Source organism: Pseudoalteromonas sp. SR41-8, assembly GCF_014163915.1.
Classification (GTDB): Bacteria; Pseudomonadota; Gammaproteobacteria; order Enterobacterales; family Alteromonadaceae; genus Pseudoalteromonas; species Pseudoalteromonas rhizosphaerae.
Genome location: NZ_JACJEE010000013.1, coordinates 40,408 through 61,208 on the forward strand (window position 1 = coordinate 40,408; position 20,801 = coordinate 61,208).

19 protein-coding genes and 1 riboswitch are annotated in these 20,801 nt (G+C 40.4%); of the genes, 12 read left to right on the plus strand and 7 right to left on the minus strand.

Annotated features, from left to right (window positions below):
• Window positions 1–288: 288 nt before the first annotated feature.
• The 4 genes from H5162_RS10725 to H5162_RS10740 form a co-directional block, all read right to left on the minus strand.
• Complete coding sequence (locus H5162_RS10725) at window positions 289–834, minus strand: DUF4136 domain-containing protein (protein ID WP_145242267.1); 546 nt, start codon at window positions 832–834, stop codon at window positions 289–291.
• A gap of 169 nt (window positions 835–1,003) precedes the next feature.
• On the minus strand, window positions 1,004–3,781 hold the full coding sequence (locus tag H5162_RS10730; protein WP_182778477.1) for an ATPase: 2,778 nt from the start codon (window positions 3,779–3,781) through the stop codon (window positions 1,004–1,006).
• Window positions 3,781–4,326: a condensin complex protein MksE gene (locus H5162_RS10735; protein ID WP_149982697.1), complete on the minus strand. Its 546-nt coding sequence runs from the start codon at window positions 4,324–4,326 to the stop codon at window positions 3,781–3,783. The genes H5162_RS10730 and H5162_RS10735 overlap by 1 nt, the downstream gene beginning before the upstream one ends.
• 5 nt (window positions 4,327–4,331) lie before the next feature.
• Window positions 4,332–5,612 (minus strand): hypothetical protein, encoded by a 1,281-nt coding sequence (locus H5162_RS10740; RefSeq protein ID WP_182778479.1) that lies wholly within the window; start codon window positions 5,610–5,612, stop codon window positions 4,332–4,334.
• 178 nt (window positions 5,613–5,790) lie between these two features.
• Here H5162_RS10740 and nhaD point away from each other — a divergent pair, with 178 nt between their 5' ends.
• Together nhaD and lysC are read left to right on the plus strand one after the other, a co-directional pair.
• A complete protein-coding gene (gene nhaD, locus H5162_RS10745) occupies window positions 5,791–7,038 on the plus strand; it encodes a sodium:proton antiporter NhaD (RefSeq protein WP_145242276.1) in 1,248 nt (415 codons plus the stop codon).
• Window positions 7,039–7,152: 114 nt separating this feature from the next.
• A riboswitch (Lysine riboswitch) is annotated at window positions 7,153–7,324 on the plus strand.
• Between the two features lie 77 nt (window positions 7,325–7,401).
• On the plus strand, window positions 7,402–8,805 hold the full coding sequence (gene lysC, locus H5162_RS10750; protein WP_149982695.1) for a lysine-sensitive aspartokinase 3: 1,404 nt from the start codon (window positions 7,402–7,404) through the stop codon (window positions 8,803–8,805).
• Here the strand turns inward: lysC and H5162_RS10755 are convergent.
• Window positions 8,782–9,525 (minus strand): 4'-phosphopantetheinyl transferase superfamily protein, encoded by a 744-nt coding sequence (locus H5162_RS10755; protein ID WP_182778481.1) that lies wholly within the window; start codon window positions 9,523–9,525, stop codon window positions 8,782–8,784. The genes lysC and H5162_RS10755 overlap by 24 nt on opposite strands.
• A 153-nt stretch (window positions 9,526–9,678) precedes the next feature.
• Here H5162_RS10755 and H5162_RS10760 point away from each other — a divergent pair, with 153 nt between their 5' ends.
• From H5162_RS10760 to H5162_RS10775, 4 genes are all read left to right on the plus strand, one after another.
• A complete protein-coding gene (locus H5162_RS10760) occupies window positions 9,679–11,001 on the plus strand; it encodes a sodium-dependent transporter (protein WP_182719136.1) in 1,323 nt (440 codons plus the stop codon).
• A gap of 134 nt (window positions 11,002–11,135) precedes the next feature.
• A complete protein-coding gene (locus tag H5162_RS10765; RefSeq protein WP_182778483.1) occupies window positions 11,136–11,567 on the plus strand; it encodes a biotin/lipoyl-containing protein in 432 nt (143 codons plus the stop codon).
• Between the two features lie 5 nt (window positions 11,568–11,572).
• Complete coding sequence (locus tag H5162_RS10770) at window positions 11,573–12,052, plus strand: zinc-ribbon domain containing protein (protein ID WP_182778485.1); 480 nt, start codon at window positions 11,573–11,575, stop codon at window positions 12,050–12,052.
• Window positions 12,053–12,318: 266 nt separating this feature from the next.
• Window positions 12,319–13,293, plus strand: a complete 975-nt coding sequence (locus H5162_RS10775; protein ID WP_182778487.1) for a transposase — start codon at window positions 12,319–12,321, stop codon at window positions 13,291–13,293.
• 555 nt (window positions 13,294–13,848) lie between these two features.
• Here H5162_RS10775 and H5162_RS10780 read toward each other — a convergent pair.
• Window positions 13,849–14,835, minus strand: coding sequence for a 2-hydroxyacid dehydrogenase (locus H5162_RS10780; RefSeq protein WP_149981180.1), 987 nt, complete (start codon window positions 14,833–14,835; stop codon window positions 13,849–13,851).
• On the minus strand, window positions 14,795–15,316 hold the full coding sequence (locus H5162_RS10785) for a glutathione peroxidase (RefSeq protein WP_182731252.1): 522 nt from the start codon (window positions 15,314–15,316) through the stop codon (window positions 14,795–14,797). Before H5162_RS10785 ends, H5162_RS10780 begins: the two co-directional genes overlap by 41 nt.
• Before the next feature lie 122 nt (window positions 15,317–15,438).
• Between H5162_RS10785 and H5162_RS10790 the strand changes: the two genes are divergently transcribed.
• From H5162_RS10790 to H5162_RS10815, 6 genes are all read left to right on the plus strand, one after another.
• Window positions 15,439–16,320, plus strand: a complete 882-nt coding sequence (locus H5162_RS10790) for an NAD(P)-dependent oxidoreductase (RefSeq protein WP_182731253.1) — start codon at window positions 15,439–15,441, stop codon at window positions 16,318–16,320.
• Between the two features lie 242 nt (window positions 16,321–16,562).
• Complete coding sequence (locus tag H5162_RS10795) at window positions 16,563–17,201, plus strand: thermostable hemolysin (RefSeq protein ID WP_182731254.1); 639 nt, start codon at window positions 16,563–16,565, stop codon at window positions 17,199–17,201.
• On the plus strand, window positions 17,201–18,673 hold the full coding sequence (locus H5162_RS10800; protein WP_182778489.1) for an AMP-binding protein: 1,473 nt from the start codon (window positions 17,201–17,203) through the stop codon (window positions 18,671–18,673). Before H5162_RS10795 ends, H5162_RS10800 begins: the two co-directional genes overlap by 1 nt.
• The gene (locus H5162_RS10805; protein ID WP_145233019.1) at window positions 18,670–19,359 is read left to right on the plus strand and encodes a TenA family transcriptional regulator; all 690 of its coding nucleotides are present in this window, start codon (window positions 18,670–18,672) and stop codon (window positions 19,357–19,359) included. The genes H5162_RS10800 and H5162_RS10805 overlap by 4 nt, the downstream gene beginning before the upstream one ends.
• Entirely contained in the window at window positions 19,356–20,150 is a 795-nt protein-coding gene (locus H5162_RS10810) for an SDR family oxidoreductase (RefSeq protein WP_182757570.1), read from the plus strand. The genes H5162_RS10805 and H5162_RS10810 overlap by 4 nt, the downstream gene beginning before the upstream one ends.
• Window positions 20,147–20,800, plus strand: a complete 654-nt coding sequence (locus H5162_RS10815) for a hypothetical protein (protein WP_409076812.1) — start codon at window positions 20,147–20,149, stop codon at window positions 20,798–20,800. Before H5162_RS10810 ends, H5162_RS10815 begins: the two co-directional genes overlap by 4 nt.
• Window position 20,801: the final 1 nt, after the last annotated feature.

Below are 20,801 nucleotides of genomic sequence, written 5' to 3' on the forward strand. Positions count from 1 at the left end.
AATGAATAGGCGATTACGCAGCATAAAGGCCAAATACGCTCTGCATGAAAGATTTTGACAAGGGGGAATTGACTCTTTGTCACTTACATTGATGTAAGTAAAGGGCGTGAGCAAGACGCCGTAACCTTGCTCGATTTTTACTTATTCTTACATGGATGTAAGCTAGTTGAATAACCTAGGAGCAGTTATCGATCCCGCTCGATTACAAATCTCGCGCCGCGATTAAATTGCCCCTAGATTGAACAAATTTTAATTCTGAAAGTTCTATACGCCCTTAATAATTTAGCTCTATTTTAGTTTTTCTGGTGGAAAACCACTTAAAATTGTTGCAACGGCTTCTTGTACTGCTTTGTTACGCTCTTCAGGTGTTTGTTTCTTCTGAAGGCGACCTTCACGAGCACCACGCCAAACAAGCTGGTTAGAGGCACGGTCAACAACATCAATCACTAAAGTGCCCACATCATATTCATGGGTTGTTGTTTGCGTGTTATAACCCATGCCCCAGTAGTTCCAACGTGCACCGTAACCTACATTAAATGTATCAACGTCAACTTTAGTATCAACAGAGGCATGATAGTTAATTAATACATCTGCTGATGCTTCATCGGCAGGTGTCATACCGTTTGCTTGTAATTGTGCATTTACCGCTTCACGCACACGTTTTTCCATCAATGGACTGATTTGATAGTTACCAGCGTCAGCCAAGGTCGCTTGTGGAAACCAAGCAAATGTTTTGTAGTTACCAAAGTCCACAGATTTGTCGTAGTCAATATCAGGCGTTTTTGCACACGCTGCTAGTAGTAATACAGCAGCTGCAATTAGTATATTTTTCATGGAGTTTGCTCCTTGGCAAATTTAATTACTATTCGTTTGATAACATAACATAGAATTAATTCAAGGAAATGTTATTTTTTACCTGTAATTTGTGTACAAAGTAGATGTTGATCAGTCTAGTCGTCCTTGACTGAATGATGCATTAATTTACACAAACGTGGCTATTGTCTTATTCATGCTCTACTTCTATCCAATCCTTTTCATCTACCCAGTTCTGGGCGCCGTCTTTAACGGAGCGAATTGGCACAATATAATCACAGCTAATTTGTGGTTTCACCGAGGCAAATATTGGCACAAAGCCAAAGCTGAGTGCGGTTTCTATAATTGCTTTTTGATTTTGCGGATCGATATCGGCCGCTTCATCAATATAAATCGGGATGCGGTATAAGTTTTGCTCTTGGTCGCTTAATAAGTAGCGGATAAACAACATGCCGCATAATAATTTTATGGTGATACGCGTACCGTTTGAGCCAGCCGAATCAATTTTTTCAAAATGCTCGGTTTCGCCTGCACGGTTTACTACTTCAAAGCGAATATCAAATAAGTCAGTAAGGGTTAAACCGGCTTTATCAGAGGCAAGTTTAATTAAGTGATCTTTTGCTTCGTTGACAGCACTTTCACTGTAGGGTTCTTGGCTGAGTAAATCCAGCGTATCACCTTGTTCAAACTGATTTGAGGTACTGATGATGGTATCAATACTATCAACCAACATTTTGCGTGGTATCACGTTAATTTTAAATGCTTGTAAGTTTGAAATACGATGCTGACTAATGCCTTTATTGAAGCTGTTCATTTCACGGCGCAGTCTGTCTAAATCTTCACGCAGTCCCTTAATCGTCGCGGCTACTTCTGTGAGTGCAACTCGGGCTTGGCGTTCAACCGCATCACGTTCGTTATCAATATTATGGAACGCGGCAATCAATTTCTGGTATTTACTAAACTCGTCATTTTCGTTATCAAATTTGGTAATACCGGCATTGTAAATATGCAAATAGGTATTACGAACGTTGATATCAAAATTACGCAGCTCTTGGCAATCTTTATTAAAGTGATGAACTAAGTCACTGAGATTATCAAAGTCAATTTGCACATCAATCATATACGGGGTGACTTTACCGCTATATAAATCCAGCGTGTGGTCAATTCGTTCAGATTTCACTTGGCGAAGGCGCTCGGCTTGGCGTGAAATTAAATCTTTTTTCGATTTAATAATCGAGCGTCGATCACTAATTGAACCGCTGTTATTTTGAATATCTTGTAAGTAGCTATCAACTTGCTCGCGTTCAGCCAATAATTGCTCTTTTAAGAGTGTTTGTGCATCAATAGATTGCAGCATAACCTGGAATTGTTCAAAGCGTTTAAGTGCGCTTTCTGCTGCCATGAGTTCATCGTATAAGGCATCTTTTTCTTTTTGTTTGTCGGCCACATTTGCGGCCACATCACGCTGTTGCTTAAATTCATTGAGTGACTGTTCAAGAGCGTTGAGTTGCGCAGTAAGTTGCTCTTTATTTTCACCGCTTTGCATCTGCACCGGTGAGAGTTTTTTCAGCTTGATGGTCGCGCCTGGCAGGGTGAGCACGCCGCCTTTCACGTTATCTGATAATTGCTCTAAAAATGCACCAAAGGCATCTTCGTCAGTGATATCTATATCACCATTACTGGTGGTGGCAAATGACAGAATGTCAGGGTTTAGAATACGCGAGATCTCTTCAACTTCTTTAAGTGATAAATCCTCGCGCATACGGGTAAATAAATTAAACTCAAGATTTTTAAGCTGTAGCTTTAAGCTTTTGATCTGCTTTTGTGTTTCACTAATACGGTAATCAAGAGTATGCAGGCTTTGCCCTTGTGCACTGTTGATAGAATGCGATAGTGACTCGTAATCTTGCTTTAATTGACCAAGGCTTACTTTTAAGGTTGCCATGTTAACCAATTCAAATTCAGATTTTAGAGCACCAAAGTCTAAAAACCATTGCTCTATTTGTGTTTGCCTGCGTTCAATATCGCGCGATTGTTGTACATAAAGTTGTTGTTTTTGCTCAAACTCGTGCTTTTCGTGTTCAATGTCTTCAAGGGCAACATTAAGCTCGCTCAATTGCGCCTCTTGGTAGCTATCAAAATCGATTAATGCTTGGTCAATTTTGGGGGCGTATGCGGCTAATTTACCTTTGAGTACGGTTTGGTTTTCAAGCATAGATTTAAGGGCGCTGATAGGCTCTTGCATCGACTCGAGTGCTTTTAGCTCACGTTTTGCGCGGTTTACTTTATCAAAGGAGCGACGCCATACTTCATAAAAATCGACCTTTGAGTTTGACATGTGGCGTTCAAATACGCGTAACATAAAGCGCTTTACGTCGGCAGCGCCTAATTTATGCAGGTTCAAAATACGGCGGAAAATTTCTTTATAAATTGCCGAATCTTGCACGTTGTTAAGCGGGATCATCTTTAAGTTAATGTCGCCATCAAATGGCGTGGCACCACCCGTTAATAGTGCGTTGAGCTCTTGCGCTTTAAGCTCGATAGGGTTAAAGCCTTGCTCTTTTAAATGATTAAACAGCTTAGTGAACTTAATAATGGTTTTACCTTGAGTATACTGCTCAAGATCAAGCTTGCCTTGGTAACAAAAAAACTGATGTGCGTAACCGGCAATTTTACCAAGCCCAGCTACACCAATCACCACCGGGCCATGGGGCAGGTCGGCTTCGAGTAAAATATAGGATTGATCTGACGAAAAATAAAATTTACGAGTTTCGTCTAAATCATGACCGTCCCATTCTGTTAGGCGTAAATCATTAATAAGCGGAAATTGCAGAGCATTGATCACCGAGCTTTTACCGGTGTTATTTGGTGCACAAATTGAGCTGCTTTTATCAAGCGGGATCACACATTTGGCATAACCGGCGGTGTTTAATAATGCCAGCTTACTGAGGCCGTATAGGTTTTTCATTATTCGTCCTCTCCAATATAGGTTTCTTCGTTTACTTCCATTAAGGCATCAATATAACGGTAGATAGGTGCTTGCAGCATAAAGCCGCCTTCTACTTCACGGGCAAGGCCAAGTCGTATCATGCGTAAGTACACGTCTTTACGTAGGTCTGATCCTGAAAAAATTTCGAGTTGATCAAATAAGTGCTTGTTCATTTGCACTAAAGTTTGCATCAGTTCTAAATCATTCACTTCATCAAATAAGGCACGCATTGGGTCTTTACCTGAGTTTGCATAGTGCTCAATTAAGATATAAATGGTTAAGGCAATCGCGCGGGAAATTTTCCCCATATTGGGTGTACTTTCATCACTGGCAAAGTAATAAAAACCACGGCTGTCATGTTGTAAATCGTGGCCAAGGGCGCTGAATAATGCGCGGTAATGATCAATTTGTTGATCAAGCTCTTGCCACATTACGGTGTCTTGTTCGCTAATGTGATAGCCGGTGACTAATTTTTTATTAATTGCTTGTAGATGACTAAGTTCATCTAAATTTATCTGTGTCATAACGGTTACTCATCCACTGTTGGTGTTTGCTGAAGGTCAACAGGCTTAGAATTAAAAGGGAAAAGAGAAAAATGTTGCCCGGCAATTTTCACGCGCATTTTTTCATCACTTTGATTGATTTCAATATCGGTGTCACTTACCAGCTTTTGATATAAAAACAGCATTTCGTCGGCTTCAAGGTCTGGGTAGCTTTGCTCTAAAAAGGTCAATAATGGTTGTGGCTTTTTACGTTTAGCATTGAAGCGTTTTTTAAAGTTTGCTTTAACATTATTGTAATCTGGAATATTTGGCGTAACAAAAGCAGGCACATCTTGTTGATCAGGAAGTTCGTATTCACTGTGTTCAAACTCAACAAGTGCAGCCATATAAGCGACCATATGGCGCTGTTGCCCCAATGAGAATCGCTGCGTGTCAGAGACAAAATGTGGTTGTACGGCGCTGAGCATATTATCAACGCCATTTTTACGTACTAAACCAAGTACTTTAGCTGCTTGACGAGTGATCATATTATTACGGCGCAACTCTTCACGCAGTGGCATTAGCATATCGGCACTTTTACGCAGGCTTTCGCGACCAACTAAATGCATTTCTAAAATTCGGGTACGTAATCGTTCAAGCATGCGTTTATCTTGATAAGCTTTACCGCTGCGTTCAATATATTCAATTTGCGTACTGATTTGTGTTTCGATGGTATTAAAACAAGCATGAAAATCGCCACGAATATCAACCATTTCAAGCATTGGTTCAATGTATTCATCAAACGCTTCAATCACCGCTTGATAACGCTTTTGTAATGATTGCACCGCATTATTAGCTTTTGCTTGTTCTACAATATTTAAAATGGCATTTTCGTTGTGGGCAAATAATTTCATTATTTTACGCACCCGATCATCCATAATGCGGCTAAAACGGCGCATCTCGTCGTAGTCTTCAATACTACCGGCATTGTCTAAACGGTTACCCAAACGGGCTAAATCTTCAACCAGCACGCTAATTTCTTGCGCCAAGCCTAAATGTTCTTCCTGCAATAAAAAAGTGGCAAAATCTGCAATTGCACGGTTAATTTCAAGTTGTGACGATTTAGCCAAGGGAATAATAATATCTTGGTTTAGAAGGCGGTTGGTTTCTTTGTAAATGCGCTCATTTGACCACGTAGGTTGTTTTTGTTTGATCGCATTTTGCACGTCTTTTAGGCTGAAATCAGCCATTTTAAAACGTTTAAATAGCAGCTCTAACATTCCCCAGTGCTCTGTTAGGGTATTTAGCAACTTTTTAGCTGGGATCATAAAACTCCAAAAATCCTAATTTATCTTGTAAAGCCGGCTTGTTAGGCCTCAGCGATTAGTCGTAGAAAAGCAAATTGACAATAGTTTTACACATTCTTTGGTGCTAGACTGCGCGCCGTGTCGTCCTGCGGCTCATAACATACAATTTTTACATTTTTATAAAGGTTGTTCAAACACCATGGTAACTGCAATTATCCTAACCCTGATAACGCTAGCATTCGTGCTCATCGTTATAGAGGATATTATCCATGTAAACAAGGCCAAAACCACGCTTTTCTTTGGTACTTTATGCTGGATTATCTTATTTATCTCGCCGCTTCACGGGCAAAGCCCCGAAAACGTACAACATCAACTTGACCACAATATTTTAGAGATTGCCACACTCTGGTTGTTTTTAATGGCTGCAATGACCTTTGTAGCCTATTTGAACTCCAAAGGTTTTATCCAAAATATTGTGCATAAGATAATGCCCAGTGCTATTAGCGAACGCAAACTGATGTTTTTGATTGGCGGGTTCTCCTTCTTATTTTCGTCGATTTCAGACAATATCACAGCCACATTAATTTCCCTTGCGGTGGTGATGTCGTTAAAACTCGATCCGAAAAAGCTAATTAAATACGCTACGCTTATCATCTTTAGTGTGAACTCGGGCGGAGTGTCGTTAATTACCGGTGATGTTACTACCTTGATGATTTTCCTTGATGACAAAGTTACCATTGGTCACTTGCTATTGTTGGTTGTGCCTGCGTTATTTAGCGTGGCGCTATTGGCCATTATGCTGTCATTTGGACTCAACGGCCAAGTTGAGTTTACCAAACAAGAGGACCGTCGCATTGAGAAAACAGATATCACTATTGCAGTGATTTTCTTATCAACGATTGTCGGGACATTAACGTTAAGCGTGCTTTATCATGTGCCGCCTTTGTTAACTTTCTTATTTGGTTTGTCGTTGATGTTTTTAGTAGCGCAATTTTTAATGCGCAAAAAAGATGTGAATAAAAAAATCATCGATTATATTCGCGAAATAGAATACGACACCTTGCTGTTCTTCGTTGGCGTATTATTACTTGTAGGCGCTCTGAAAGAAGTCGGTATGCTCAGTAAGTTCACTCATCTTTACGAGTTAATGCCAGCACAATACGCTAATTATTTAATGGGTATATTATCAGCTGCGGTTGACAACGTACCACTAACGGCTGCGTTACTTAAAGCTGAAATAGTGATGAGTCCACAACAATGGTTGTCGTTTACGTATGCAACTGGAGTGGGTGGGTCCATGCTTATTATTGGCTCGGCTGCCGGTATTATCGCTATGAGTAAAGTAAAAGCGCTTACCTTCATGAGTTATTTACGTATGTCGGTGTATTTATTAATCGCTTATACAATTGGTTATATGGGATCGTATTTAGCAGGTAGTTTTATTTAATTGCTTTTATTATTTAAAACAACTTGACAGCTAGACGTCTAAACGATAACTTTCAAAGCCCGCTTAATAGCGGGTTTTGTTATTTAATTGCTAATAATTTACGTAATTAATCTAACATTCAGAAGAGGTGCGGTACTTAGGTACTTAATGTTAGGCGACGTATGCCTGTAATCATTAAGGAGGGAAGTACTCGCCGAGGAAAGCAACTGGACGTCACAGTGGCTTTTCGGTTTATGGGGCTGAATCCTCAAAACTGTCACCAATTAGGTGGAGAGCTTCTGGCAGTGGACTTTTCTTATCGAGCACCCCCTTGCCAAGTTCTTCTTGTTTTATCGTGGTATGAATGCCACAAAAGGAGACGACATGAATACCCAATTAGCTGCAACTAACTTGCAACAGTCAGCACAAAATCAAAAATCAGACTACGTAGTCGCAAAGTTCGGTGGCACCAGTGTGGCTAACTTTGAAGCGATGAGCCGTTGCAGTGAAATTATTGTAGCCGATAACAACGTACGAGTAGTGGCCGTAAGTGCCAGCGCAGGAGTGACTAATCACCTTGTGACCTTATGTAAAAAAGATTTATCAGCAGATGAGCGCAATGAGAACATTGCTGGCGTTATTGCTATTCAAGAAGCTATTTTAAATGAGCTGTCATTGGATGCTGATTTAGCTCATGGCTTTGATGAAACCATTAAAGCTTTTAAGTCACTTGCCAGTGAGCCACTAAAATCAAAGCAACAACATGATGAGTTATTGAGCTTTGGTGAGCGTTTATCATCCTATTTATTTACTCAGGTACTGCGTTTAAATGGCTTAAATGCGGTGCGTTTTGATGTGCGACAGGTATTAAAAACCGACAGCCAATTTTCTAAAGCAACCCCAGATGTAGCTGCAACAGCAATGGCCGCAAAAGAGCATTTAATTCCGTTATTAGCTGAACAGGTTATTGTAACTCAAGGCTTTATAGGCAGTGACGCGCATGGTCAAACTACCACACTTGGTCGTGGTGGTTCAGATTATAGTGCGGCATTACTGGCCGAAGCTATAAACGCTAAGAGCGTGCACATTTGGACTGATGTAGTGGGCATTTTTAGCACCGATCCGCGCTTATGTGCTAAGGCTACGCCGATTGCGCGTTTAAGTTTTGATGAAGCGGCCGAAATGGCTACCTTTGGGGCGAAAGTATTACATCCGGCAACTATCTTACCTGCGAGCCGCAGCCATATTAGTGTGTTTGTTGGTTCTAGCCGTGAGCCTGAACGTGGTGGTACCTGGATCGAACGTGAGAAATCACAAATCCCCGGAATTCGTGCTGTCACGCAGCGTAAAAATCAAATATTGTTAACCTTAAAAAGCCCCGAAATGCTTTTGGCTAGTGGTTTTTTAGCTCACGTGTTTACAATTTTAAGTGAGTTTAATATCTCGGTTGATTTGGTAACTACCTCAGAGATAAGTGTTGCAATTACTTTAGATAATGCGCCAAATGCCTCGCGTCCTGAGCTTGATCAAGAATGCCTTGATAAGTTAGCGGAGTTTTGCCACGTGTCGGTTGAGAACAACTTAACCTTAGTGGCATTAATTGGTTCACAAATTCAATTACGTCAGCAAGAAATTAACTTAATGAATGTATTAAGCGATTTTAATATTCGCTTAATTTGTCATGGCGCAAGTAAACATAACCTGTGCTTTTTAGTGGAGCAGAGCGAGTCAGACTTTGTTGTGCAAGCGATCCACAGCCGTTTATTAGAAGTTCAAAACGCCGCGTAATTGGGCGGTAGAATTTACCACAGAGCACTGCCAGTCAGTGCTCTTGTCACTTACCACACTGATATCAAACTCATGATATTGACAACTCAGCGCTGTTAAATTTGCTCGCTCAAGTTCAGTAAATACATTGGGGCTGAGTAATTTTGCAATTGGTTGGCTGGTGGCTTTGGCAAGTGCTTCTTTTAAGGTCCATATTCTAAAAAATCGTTCTGCACTTTGCTGATCTTGCGTTATTAAATTTACCTCATCAAGATGATAAAAATGCTTAGCGAGCTTTGCAAATGGACGCTTCAGGTTTATTTTTTCAATATCAAAACCAAATTCAATTCGTTCTACATTTAATGCAGCACCCACAAAACCATTAGAGTGGGATAAACAACTACGCAATACAGTGTCACTGTCAGTTATATGTAGCAGTAATTTACTGCTTTGCTGGTCAAATTCAGAGCTAATATGGTTATTTGCTAGCTCACGAAATTGTGGCATCGTTTGCTTTACCAAATACTTAAGCAGTAGCCGAGTGGCTAAATATTCTTGCTTGGCTTTGTAACTTTTTCTACGGGTTATAACCGTCAGTTCAAATGGGCTTAATAGTGCGTTTAAATCAAATTCATCAACATTTAACTGCTGGGCGTCAAATAATAAAATAGTATTCGCATTGAACGGCTGCACGCTGTGTTTGGTGATAACGAGTTGCTGTTGAAAAAATAACGCAGGCATAAAATCCACAATTAAAGTGATAAAAGAACAAACATGTTTATATTTTGTGCGGTTGTGCGCTGGTTAATTAAGCCAAGGCAAATTTATTACTCTGTGAGAGTTAAATATGGTTTAATTCACAATAATGAAAAATAATAACAGATTTGTAGATGTATGGCACAATTGCGTGATGGTTTTCAAAGCCGCCTTGGCTTTGTTTTAGCAGCTTCTGGCGCTGCAGTTGGATTAGGTAATATTTGGGGATTTCCCACGCAAGCGGCAAATCATGGCGGCGGCGCGTTTTTACTAGTCTATTTTATAGTTATCTTTTTTTTAGCCTTGCCAGCTTTATACACTGAGTTGTACTTAGGTCATAAAGCGCAAGCTAATCCGGTTAAAGCACTTAGACAAGCATGGCAAGAGCAAGCACCGCAAGTAGGCGCTGCTGCTGGTTATTTAGGTTTAGCCGGTGCGATTGTGATGCTGAGCTTTTACTCAATTGTTGCAGGTTGGATGCTTGCTTATGCCCTTGAACCCATTGCTAGCTTTTTTGGATTTACCACCGTCAGTACGTTTTTACACACGGATTCGATGGCGCGTAATTTTGTATTTACACCACTGATGCTGATCCTCACTGCGAGTATTATTCTCAAAGGTGTTAAATCTGGCATAGAAACATGGTCGCGACGGTTAATGCCGATGCTATTAGTGTTACTCGTTGTGCTAATTGCTTATATAGCCACGCTTGATGGCGCAAGTGAAGGCTTTGCTGCGTATTTAGTGCCAGACTTTAGCCAAATACTCGACCCAGGTTTAATTATTGCGGCAATGGGGCAGGCGTTCTTTTCGCTGTCACTGGGTGTCGGTTGTATGATGATTTATGGCTCGTACTTGCAGCCTGATGCTAATTTGCCGCGGTTAACCGCGTCGGTAGCGTTACTTGATACAGGGGTTGCCTTTTTAGCTGGTTTATTAATTATTCCTGCAATTTACGTGGCGCAGCACAATGGCGTGCAAGTATTTAGTGATGGAAAATTAGTGGGAGAAGGGCAACTAATTTTCGCAATTCTACCGCAGTTATTTAATACTATGGGCGAAATTGGCTTATTGGTTGGTTTATTGTTTTTTGTACTTATGTCGATTGCATCACTCACATCGACTATTTCATCAACTGAAATTCCAGTGGCTTTTTTAGTTGAAAACCATCAAGTAGAGCGTAAAAAAGCGACGTTTTTAGTGAGCTTAACGGTTTTAGCCGCGTCATCGTTGATTATTTTCAATTTTGATTGGCTATTTGGTTTAGTGATCATGGTACTGACTCAGTATCAATTACCGCTTATGGGCTTATTTTACTTTATCACTGTAGGGTGGTTGTGGCGCCGTGGTAATCAATTAAATGAGGCTGCAAGTGGCATGCGTTATTGGTTTGCTCAGTACATACGTTATGTGTGTCCGATACTGATGACCGCCGTGTTCGCTAATGTCGCGTTTGGTTGATAATTTAGTTGTCAGTTTTTTAGTTTTAATTGTTAATACATAGTGTTATACCAATCGTTTTAAGTTACTGACCATTTAGCTCGCTAGAATGGTTAAATATTTAAGTCGATTGGTATTATATCCAAGGAGGAATTATGAACATAGATGTTAAAGTACCCACGCTTCCAGACTCAATACACACAGCAGATATCGCTAAACTTTATGTTAGTGAAGGCCAACTCGTTTATGCCGGTGATGTGTTATTTGATGTTGAAACTGAAAAAGTCGCTTTAGAAGTCTTGGCCGACTGCAGTGGCATTATTGAGAATATAACGATTGCAAATGGCGACCATGTTAATCCTGAACAGGTTGTAATGACTTTGCAGCAGCTTGCAGACAGCGAACTGCCAGCAAGACCAACAGTAGACCAAACCCATGACAGTAAACTGTCAGTAAGCGGCTCAGCAGAAGAAGACGCTATTGCTTCTGCATTATTTAGTAAACTAAATACTATCTGCTGGGTAATTGGTTTTATTATCGGTGTGGCTGCAGGTGTTTTAGGAACCCTCATTGTGCTGGGTAAATAGCTAAAATGACCAATTATGTAAACCACCCAAGATATGGCAGCGAGCCAATCCTCTCTGGTAATAGTTATACAAAGCAAGAAATCGAGAATGCCTTTTGGTGGTATAAAAGTGTTCGCTACTTTCCTGAGACGGCAATCCCCGCAGTTATCGAAAAACAATGTGACAGTTTATATCCAAGGCAACTCTATGTTGATATAGAAGAGCAATGTGTCGATTGTCATAGAGCGTTTATATTTTTTGCTAAAGAGCAGCAATATTGGTTTGAAGAATTAAAGTTTTGGATTGATGCACATGCGATCAAGTGCTTTGAATGCAGAAAGAAAAGCCGTGCAATAAACCGGCTGCAAATTACCTATGCAAACTTAATCATTAAAGAGCATATAACGTTTGAGGAAACTCAATTGCTCAAGTCCAGCGCGCAGCAACTTTTTGAGTCAGGAGTTATTAAGAAGATTAATAAAATAAATGCTATCCGTAAAATGTAAGTGCCAGTGTTTAAGATACTTATATGTATAAGCTTGTTTGTCAGATTCGATTAACAGGACTTGACTAAACCTGACAGTCAGAAGCCTGCCAATTGCAGGCGTTCAGGAGTTTTAATGTCTGAAGTCAAGATTTGATAATCATATAGAAAGCTCCTCGAGTTTTTCGATGAGAGAACAAAGATGACACCCACCCTAAAGTTTGTATTTCCCCTATTTTTTACTAGCTTTAAATTAGAAATTAGTATAAAAAACAAATAGGGTGTTCCATGGCAATTGCAAGAAAGCGTCAAGTAAGTTTGATTGATACAAGGTACTATCATTGTATTTCACGGTGTGTACGCCGTGCTTTTTTATGCGGTGAAGACCGTTTTACAGGTCAGTCCTATGAGCACCGCAGAGGCTGGGTAGAAGATAAACTACTCGCATTGGCTAAGGTGTTTTGCATTGATGTGTGTGCGTATGCAGTGATGAGCAATCACACACATTTAGTGTTGTATGTTGATGATAAAAAAGCCAAACGCCTTAATGACAAAGCCATTATTCTACGCTGGCATAAGCTGTGTAAAGGCACGTTATTGACGAAAAAATATTTGCAAGGTGAAAAATTAAGTAAATCAGAGCTCATCTTTTTTAATCAAACGGTTGAGCAATATCGAGAGCGGTTATCCAGTATTAGCTGGTTTATGCGGTTGTTAAATGAAGATATTGCCCGCAGAGCCAATAAAGAAGATAACTGCACAGGCCGATTCTGGGAAGGTCGCTTTAAATCACAAGCTCTACTAGATGAAGCAGCACTTGCAGCCTGTATGGCCTATGTTGATTTAAACCCAATAAGAGCAAAAATAGCCAACACGCCAGAAGAATCAATTCATACCAGTGTGCAAAAACGAATTGAAAGTGCAACCACAGGTAAGCAACCTAAAAAGCTATTACGTTTTGCAGGGATGCCACGCCAAAGAATGCCAAAAGGACTCCCGTTTGAGCTTAAATCGTATCTTGAACTTGTTGAATTAACGGGTCGTGTAATGCGAGAAGATAAGCGAGGATACATTGAAAACACATCCCTTTCTTTATTAGATCGAGTCAATATTAGCCCTGAGAACTGGTTAAAACTCACAACGCAATTTACCCGCGTGTTCCATGGCGCTGTTGGAAGACCTTCGTCACATGAAAGCTATTGTGATAATTTAGGAAGGAAACGAAGAGCGAATATGAGTAACTGTGAAAAGTTACTTGCATGAGAATCAAACTACTCAGTAAAAATTTAAAACTGCATCATGCAGTTATTGTCATGCATGTAATTTAGGTTTAATAGTGACAATGACCCATTTAATGGATGAGGTGAAAGTAACCAAGTAGCAAAAGATATATTTTAGCCTAAAAGAGTAAATTTAGTGACACAGTTTTGCTTGTTCAATTAGAGTGGCTGTCTGCGTTAGTTGAAAAACCAGAGCGAAGCGGCGGTTTTTTGGTCCCTCTGGCTGGCTTTGTTAGCTTTTTTCGCTGACCTTTCCAAGCACGTAGTTTATAAATGCGCTACAAGAAACCAACATGTATTTGCGTCACTATAGCTAATGGAGTCCTCCTCAAGGAGGGCGTGTCTTATACCCCCAGAGTCGTTTGTGTACCCATACAAGTTTGACAAGGCCTTTTTAAAGGCCGGATGAAGGTTGTGACTTTTTTCAATCTGCTATAGCAGAAGAAAAACTTAATTTACTGTCCGGAATTAGTTGACCACAACACTTAGTTTTTAAACTTTTACCTAGCACCTAGCACCTAGCACCTAAATCAACCCCTTATTTAACTTCATTACTTAGTGGTTGGTTATTGGCGAACTCAAGTGCATTATTTACGGTGATTTGCGCAATTTCACTTAATGCTTCTTTGGTAAAAAAGCCTTGGTGGCCGGTGACCAGTACGTTTGGAAAACTTACCAAACGCGAAAACACATCGTCTTGCATAATTTCATCACTGCGGTCTTTAAAGAATAGTTCTGACTCTTGTTCGTACACATCTAGCCCTAAATAACCCAATTTTTTAGTTTTAAGTGCGCCAATACAGGCTTTGCTATCAACTAATGCGCCGCGGGAAGTGTTTATAAGCATCACCCCTTGCTTCATTTTGGCAAAAGCGTGTTCGTTGATCATATGATGAGTTTGCTCGGTTAACGGGCAGTGTAAAGAGATCACATCGCTTTGACTTAATAAAGTGTCTAGATCACAAATTGTATAATTACCTGGTACTGCATAAGGGTCGCAAACCAATACATTTGCACCAAAGCCATTGAGTATATTTACTAAAGCCAAGCCAATTTTTCCACAGCCTATGATACCAATGGTTTTCTTGAATAAGTTAAAGCCAAGCAAGCCATTTAAATCAAAATTATCTTCACGGATACGGTTATAGGCTTTGTGAGTTTTGCGATTGAGGGTAAGCATTAATGCTACACAGTGCTCTGCAACTGCCTCAGGACTGTAAGCGGGTACTCGGCATACTTTGATGTTATGGGCATGTGCCGCAGCTAGGTCAACGTTATTAAAGCCAGCACAGCGTAATAAAATACATTTCACGCCGAATTGAGCAAGCTGATCAATAACCGTTTTATCAACGATATCGTTTACAAATACGCATACAGCATCAAAGCCTTGGCTAAGTATGGCACTTTTCGCATCAAGAGATTGTTCAAAACGGGTTAATTTGATGCGTGTTTGATTGTTTAAACAGGCATCAAAAGATGCATGTTCATATTTTTGCGAACTGAAAAGCGCTACCGTTAGTTGCATCATTAATATTACTCTCTATGACCTGTTTTAAGGTGTCGGGTTTAGTGCGCGGTGCATAACGTACCGCCAATTGTCCCTCAGAGTTTATTAGAAACTTGGTGAAATTCCATTTTATAGCACGATTTTGTGCAATTCCTCGGGTATGTGCTTTTAAATAGTTAAATAACGGGTGAGCATCAGGGCCGTTGACCATTACTTTACTAAACACAGGAAAACTAACATTAAACTGTTGTTGATAAAAGTCTTTAATATCAATGTTGTCTATTGGCTCATTGTAGTCAAATTGATTACACGGAAATGCTAACACAATAAACCCTTGTGCTTTATATTGCTGATATAGTTTTTCGAGTGCGCTTAACTGCACCGAAAAGTTACACTTACTGGCGGTATTGACGATTAAAATCGTTTTGCCTTTTAACTGACTTAAGGCAAAATTTTCGCCGTTATAAAGCGGGGCACTGAATTGATATATGCTATCCATAGGTTACCTATTTTGTCTCGTCCATGAAGAAATTTAATGAAGACTTTTTCATTCGCTTTTTTACTGTTCGGTTGAGATAATCAAATTATCTTTTTAAGTTACCACTGAAATAGGTCAATTTTATGTCAATGAAAGTCGCATTTATCGGTTTAGGTGTAATGGGTTATCCAATGGCGGGTCATTTAGCAACTGCCGGTCATCAAGTAACCGTGTATAACCGTACCACAGCAAAAGCACAGCAATGGGCAGAAAAATACGCAGGTCAGGTGGCATTAACGCCAGCAAAAGCCGCAGAACATGCAGATATCGTATTTATGTGTGTAGGTAACGATGATGATTTACGCTCAGTCGTTTATGGTGCTGACGGGGTGATTAAAGGTATGCAAGCAGGCACTATTTTAGTCGATCACACCACGACTTCAGCCGAAGTTGCGCGCGAAGTATCCGCTAATGCGGCACTAAAAGATATTGCGTTTATTGATGCGCCAGTATCGGGTGGTCAAGCTGGCGCTGAAAATGGTGTATTAACAGTCATGGCTGGTGGCGACGCAGCAGTGTTTGCAAAAGTACAACCAGTTATGGCGGCATTTAGCCGTTTTAGCCAGTTACTTGGCGAAGTTGGCTCTGGGCAGTTGTGTAAGATGGTTAATCAAATCTGTATCGCGGGCGTTGTGCAAGGCTTGGCCGAGGGCTTACATTTTGCCAAACAAGCAGGCCTTGATGGCGAAAAAGTCATTGAGACGATTGCAAAAGGTGCGGCTGGTTCATGGCAAATGGAAAACCGTTACAAAACCATGTGGGCAGGTGAGTACGAATTTGGTTTTGCTGTTGATTGGATGCGTAAAGATTTAGGTATTGCGTTAGATGAAGCAAAAAATAATGGTGCCACTTTACCAATGACCGCGACGGTTGATCAGTACTACGCTGACGTACAAGCACTTGGTGGTGGGCGTTTTGACACATCAAGCTTATTGGCGCGCATCGAAGCGTTACATAAAAAATAGATAATCAGAGCGTCGGATAATAAGTCTATCTCCAGCAAGTAAATTAAACGCTAACTGTCTTAAATTTACTTGCATAAGCCCGCAATTAGCGGGTAGATGTGGCTTATTATTCCTGAAATCTCCAGTTACGTAATCACTGACCCAAACATTGTTTGGGTTTTTTTATAAAAATTAATTTTTCTTAAGGTTTATTTAAGTTTTGCTCGTTAGATTTTACCCATAGTCTAAAAAGAGCGAACACTATGCAATCACTTCAAGTTACTAACTTGCCTGTTACCAACACACATGATTATGTGTGTGCAAATGCAAACATGCCATTTCGTGTGCAATTAGAGCAAGTCGTTAAAGCGAGTTTTGCCAGAGCTTACGGCGCCAATATTAAGCAGTTTATGCCGGTGTTATGCCAATTAAGTATTGCCGCTGATTCTTGCACGCTGGGACTTAGAGCTGCTACTCAATCACTTTTTATCGAGCAATACTTACCAGAGCCGATTGAATACTTTGTTGATGTACCGAGGGAAGATATTTACGAGCTTGGTAATTTATGCTCAACAAATCGCAAAGCGACTCTCGCTCATTTTGTACTAATGAATGAAGCACTTTATCAAATTGGCGCAAAACGTTTGGTATTTTGTGCCACTGCAAAGGTTAGAGCATTATTAAAAATGCTCGGAGTTAATTGCACTGAAATAGCATTAGCCAATAGTCAGGCACTTGATAACCCAGCAGATTGGGGGACTTATTATGAAAATAAACCAACACTGTGTGTGGTTGATTTAGCGGCTGCTCATGATTGCGTAATAAACACACCTCATTTGTTTAATATTAAACAGCACTATCATCAAGCGAGTTGCCAATTAGCATCGCAATTGGAGGCATAATGGGGTTTTTATCGAAATTACCACACGCAGCGCTTGATACTGTGATTGTTGATCATCATGACCAACAAATGCAGCCGATCAGTAAACAGATGCTGATGCAAGCAGTGGCAGAGTTAATTATCGACTTTAAAGCGCTTGATATGTCAGCAGTGGCGTTTGTAATGGACAATACGCCTGCTTGGTTAATTGTTGACTTTGCATTGATTGAGTTACAACAAGTAAGCATTCCGCTGCCGACCTTTTTTAGCCCACAACAGCTAACTAATAGCGTGAATAAAAGCGGCGTTTCGCATTTTATCAGCGACACCCCCTGTGAACTTGACGGGTTAGAATGTATTGCGACCTTGAGCGTGTTAACCCGCTACCCGCTTTATATCTATAAAGTAAGCGCGTCGAGCCCTACAACATTTTTTACAGATACCCAAAAAGTGACGTTTACTTCAGGCTCTACCGGTGAGCCAAAGGGAGTGTGTTTATCTTTACAAAGTCAATTACAAGTGGCGACCTCATTGCATAAAAAAATAGCGATAAAACAGCCAAAACATCTGTGTTTATTACCTTTGCCAGTATTACTTGAAAACATTGCAGGGGTTTTTGCACCGTTATTAGCCGCAGGTGAAGTGCATGTTATGACACTACCAGAATTAGGCTTCTCTGGGGCAAAATTAAATGATGCCAGTCAACTGATCAATGCCATTGATCGTGTGCAACCGAATACGCTTATTTTGGTGCCGGAATTATTGACCTGTTTAGTCTGGTTTGCCAAGCAGGGATGGACAGTACCAAAGAGCCTGAAATTTATTGCCGTTGGTGGCGCTGTGGTCAGCAGTGAATTGATCACTGTGGCGCGTAGTTTAGGGTTACCAGTTTATCAAGGTTATGGCTTATCTGAAGCTTCATCAGTGGTGAGCTTAAACACGCCAAATGATGATGACATAGAGTGTGCAGGGCGGGTGTTAAATCACTTGCAAAGCAAACTGGTAGACGGGCAGCTATTTATTAAAGGACCCTTATTTTTAGGCTATTTAGGTCAACAACCCCATGATCAAACGAGTTGGTATGCAACCGGTGATTTGGTTGATCAACAACAAGGTCGGTTAACTATTAAGGGGCGTTTAAAAAACCAAATTATTACTAGTTTTGGGCGCAACATCAGCGCTGAGTGGCCTGAATCTTTGCTACTCAGTAACAGTGAAGTACAACAAGCTGTTGTCTTTGGTGAAGGTAAAGCGCATTTAGTAGCACTTATTTATGCATCAGTAAATATGACTGATGAGGTATTAGCGGAGCATTGTAGAGGTATTAACGCACAATTACCTGAATATGCCCAAATTAAAACATTTCATCGCTTAGCTGAACCACTTACTGCAGAGCGGGGATTATTAACCAGTAATAACCGCCCTAAACGCCAAGCAATAGCAAACTATTATCATGCACAACTAACAGCACTGTACAGTGAGGCAATATTATGAGCAATTTTTTCGAGACATTAAAATCACAAACCCAAGCAGAACGCGAGTATTTACTGGCTGCACCGATCATTGCTCGAGTATTCAAGGGGCAAGTAAGCACAACTGAGTATGCTTCATTTTTAGCTCAAGCCTATCATCACGTTAAACATACGGTGCCATTAATGATGGCCGTGGGCGCGAAATTATCGACTGAACAAGAGTGGATCCGCGAGGCTGTTGCGGAATATATAGAAGAAGAAATAGGTCATCAAGAGTGGGTGCTCAATGATATTGCAGCCTGTGGTTTTGATAAACAACAAGTACGTCAAAGTGCTCCCAAATTTGCCACCGAGTTAATGGTTGCTTATGCCTACGATACAATTAATCGTGGTAATCCATTGGCATTTTTTGGCATGGTGCATGTACTCGAAGGTACTTCAATTGCGTTAGCCGATAATGCGGCAAGTAATATAGCCAATATGACCGGATTACCTAAAAAGGCATTTAGCTATTTAACATCTCATGGAGCTTTGGATATTGAGCATGTGAAGTTTTTTGAAGATCTGATGAATAAAATAGAGTCTCCTGCAGATCAACAAGCGATTGTGCATGCCGCTAAATGTTTTTATAAGTTATATGGCAATATTTTTCGTGAATTAGATACAGATCCACAGTTTGCAAGTAGCGACTTGGAGCAAACTGCATGAACCGTCCACTTTGCGTGTTAACAGGTGCGACAGGCGGAATTGGTCAAGCCGTGGCATTAAAGTTGATTCAGCATGGTTGGCGTTTACTGTTAGTTGGTCGCCAACAAGCACAACTAGAGGCATTACAGGTTAAGTGTGGCCAAGACTGTGAGATATTTATTGGTGATTTAACATCAGCACAGACTCGCCAAAAACTACTTGCACATGCTAAATCACTTGGCGGTGCAACAATGCTTATCAATAACGCTGGCATTAATGTGATGCAAGGTTTTAGTGAAATGACGGAGCAGCAAATAGATGATTTACTGATCGTTAATCTGTCGGTGCCAATTAAGTTATGCCAACTATTTTTACCACAAATTTTAGCTAAAAAAGGCTCAATTGTTAATGTGGGATCATCGTTTGGTAGTATTGGTTACCCTTATCAAACCTTATATTGCGCAAGTAAATTTGGTTTACGAGGAATGACCGAAGCGCTGGCCCGCGAACTCAGTCACTGTGATGTAAAAATATTATATTTAGCACCTAGAGCAACTGATACAAATATCAATTCAGTGCAAGTACGCGCGATGAATAAAGCTTTAGGCAATACAATGGATCCACCTGATAAAGTGGCAGATGCGCTTATTTCATTATTGAAATCTGGAAATTCACGCAGTTACATTGGCTTCCCAGAACGCTTATTTGTCAAACTAAATGGTGCTTTTCCATCCTTAGTAGATAACGCAATTGCAAAACAACTTCCTAAAATTAAAAGTTTTTTTGCAGATAAAATTGATAAAGGTGAATGACTATGATTAAACTACTTTATACTAGCTGCTTGTTAACTGGGATATTTTTAACCAGTGCAGCGCATGCTGATGTTGCTAGCGAATTAACTCAGGTGCAAACAAGTTGGGCAACTGTGAATTATGAATTAGTAGATAAAGCGCAGCTCAATGCATTTGAAAAGTTATCAGAGCAGGCCGCTGAGTTTGCAAAGACCTATGATGATCAGGCACAAAGCCATATTTGGTATGGTATTGTGCTATCTAGTTATGCTGGGGCAAAAGGCGGCTTAGGTGCATTAGGATTAGCAAAAGATGCTAAAGCACAGTTAGAGCAAGCCATAGAAATTAATGCCAATGCGTTATCAGGCTCTGCTTACACCAGTTTAGCGACCCTTTATAGTAAAGTACCGGGTTGGCCAATTGGATTTGGTGATGATGACAAAGCGAATAAATTATTTAACCAAGCGCTTGCTATTAATCCAAATGGTATCGATAGTAATTACTTATACGCGGCATTTTTGTATGACGAAAGAGAATACAAAAAGGCAAAAACACATTTACTTGCCGCTCAACAGGCTCCTGCACGTCCTGATAGGCCAAAAGCGGATTTATACCGCCAGCAAGAGATCACCCAATTGTTGGCAAAAGTCGAGAAAAAACTTAAGAGATAAT

Excerpts from the sequence above, each read along its gene's own strand:
- H5162_RS10805 (WP_145233019.1), top strand. The coding sequence starts at position 18,670 with ATGAGCAATTTTTTCGAGACATTAAAATCACAAACCCAAGCAGAACGC.
- H5162_RS10740 (WP_182778479.1), bottom strand. The coding sequence starts at position 5,612 with ATGATCCCAGCTAAAAAGTTGCTAAATACCCTAACAGAGCACTGGGGA.
- H5162_RS10765 (WP_182778483.1), top strand. The coding sequence starts at position 11,136 with ATGAACATAGATGTTAAAGTACCCACGCTTCCAGACTCAATACACACA.
- nhaD (WP_145242276.1), top strand. The coding sequence starts at position 5,791 with ATGGTAACTGCAATTATCCTAACCCTGATAACGCTAGCATTCGTGCTC.
- H5162_RS10780 (WP_149981180.1), bottom strand. The coding sequence starts at position 14,835 with ATGCAACTAACGGTAGCGCTTTTCAGTTCGCAAAAATATGAACATGCA.
- H5162_RS10730 (WP_182778477.1), bottom strand. The coding sequence starts at position 3,781 with ATGAAAAACCTATACGGCCTCAGTAAGCTGGCATTATTAAACACCGCC.
- H5162_RS10790 (WP_182731253.1), top strand. The coding sequence starts at position 15,439 with ATGTCAATGAAAGTCGCATTTATCGGTTTAGGTGTAATGGGTTATCCA.
- H5162_RS10755 (WP_182778481.1), bottom strand. The coding sequence starts at position 9,525 with ATGCCTGCGTTATTTTTTCAACAGCAACTCGTTATCACCAAACACAGC.
- H5162_RS10775 (WP_182778487.1), top strand. The coding sequence starts at position 12,319 with ATGGCAATTGCAAGAAAGCGTCAAGTAAGTTTGATTGATACAAGGTAC.
- H5162_RS10795 (WP_182731254.1), top strand. The coding sequence starts at position 16,563 with ATGCAATCACTTCAAGTTACTAACTTGCCTGTTACCAACACACATGAT.
- H5162_RS10810 (WP_182757570.1), top strand. The coding sequence starts at position 19,356 with ATGAACCGTCCACTTTGCGTGTTAACAGGTGCGACAGGCGGAATTGGT.
- H5162_RS10735 (WP_149982697.1), bottom strand. The coding sequence starts at position 4,326 with ATGACACAGATAAATTTAGATGAACTTAGTCATCTACAAGCAATTAAT.
- H5162_RS10725 (WP_145242267.1), bottom strand. The coding sequence starts at position 834 with ATGAAAAATATACTAATTGCAGCTGCTGTATTACTACTAGCAGCGTGT.
- H5162_RS10760 (WP_182719136.1), top strand. The coding sequence starts at position 9,679 with ATGGCACAATTGCGTGATGGTTTTCAAAGCCGCCTTGGCTTTGTTTTA.
- H5162_RS10785 (WP_182731252.1), bottom strand. The coding sequence starts at position 15,316 with ATGGATAGCATATATCAATTCAGTGCCCCGCTTTATAACGGCGAAAAT.
- H5162_RS10815 (WP_409076812.1), top strand. The coding sequence starts at position 20,147 with ATGACTATGATTAAACTACTTTATACTAGCTGCTTGTTAACTGGGATA.
- H5162_RS10800 (WP_182778489.1), top strand. The coding sequence starts at position 17,201 with ATGGGGTTTTTATCGAAATTACCACACGCAGCGCTTGATACTGTGATT.
- lysC (WP_149982695.1), top strand. The coding sequence starts at position 7,402 with ATGAATACCCAATTAGCTGCAACTAACTTGCAACAGTCAGCACAAAAT.
- H5162_RS10770 (WP_182778485.1), top strand. The coding sequence starts at position 11,573 with ATGACCAATTATGTAAACCACCCAAGATATGGCAGCGAGCCAATCCTC.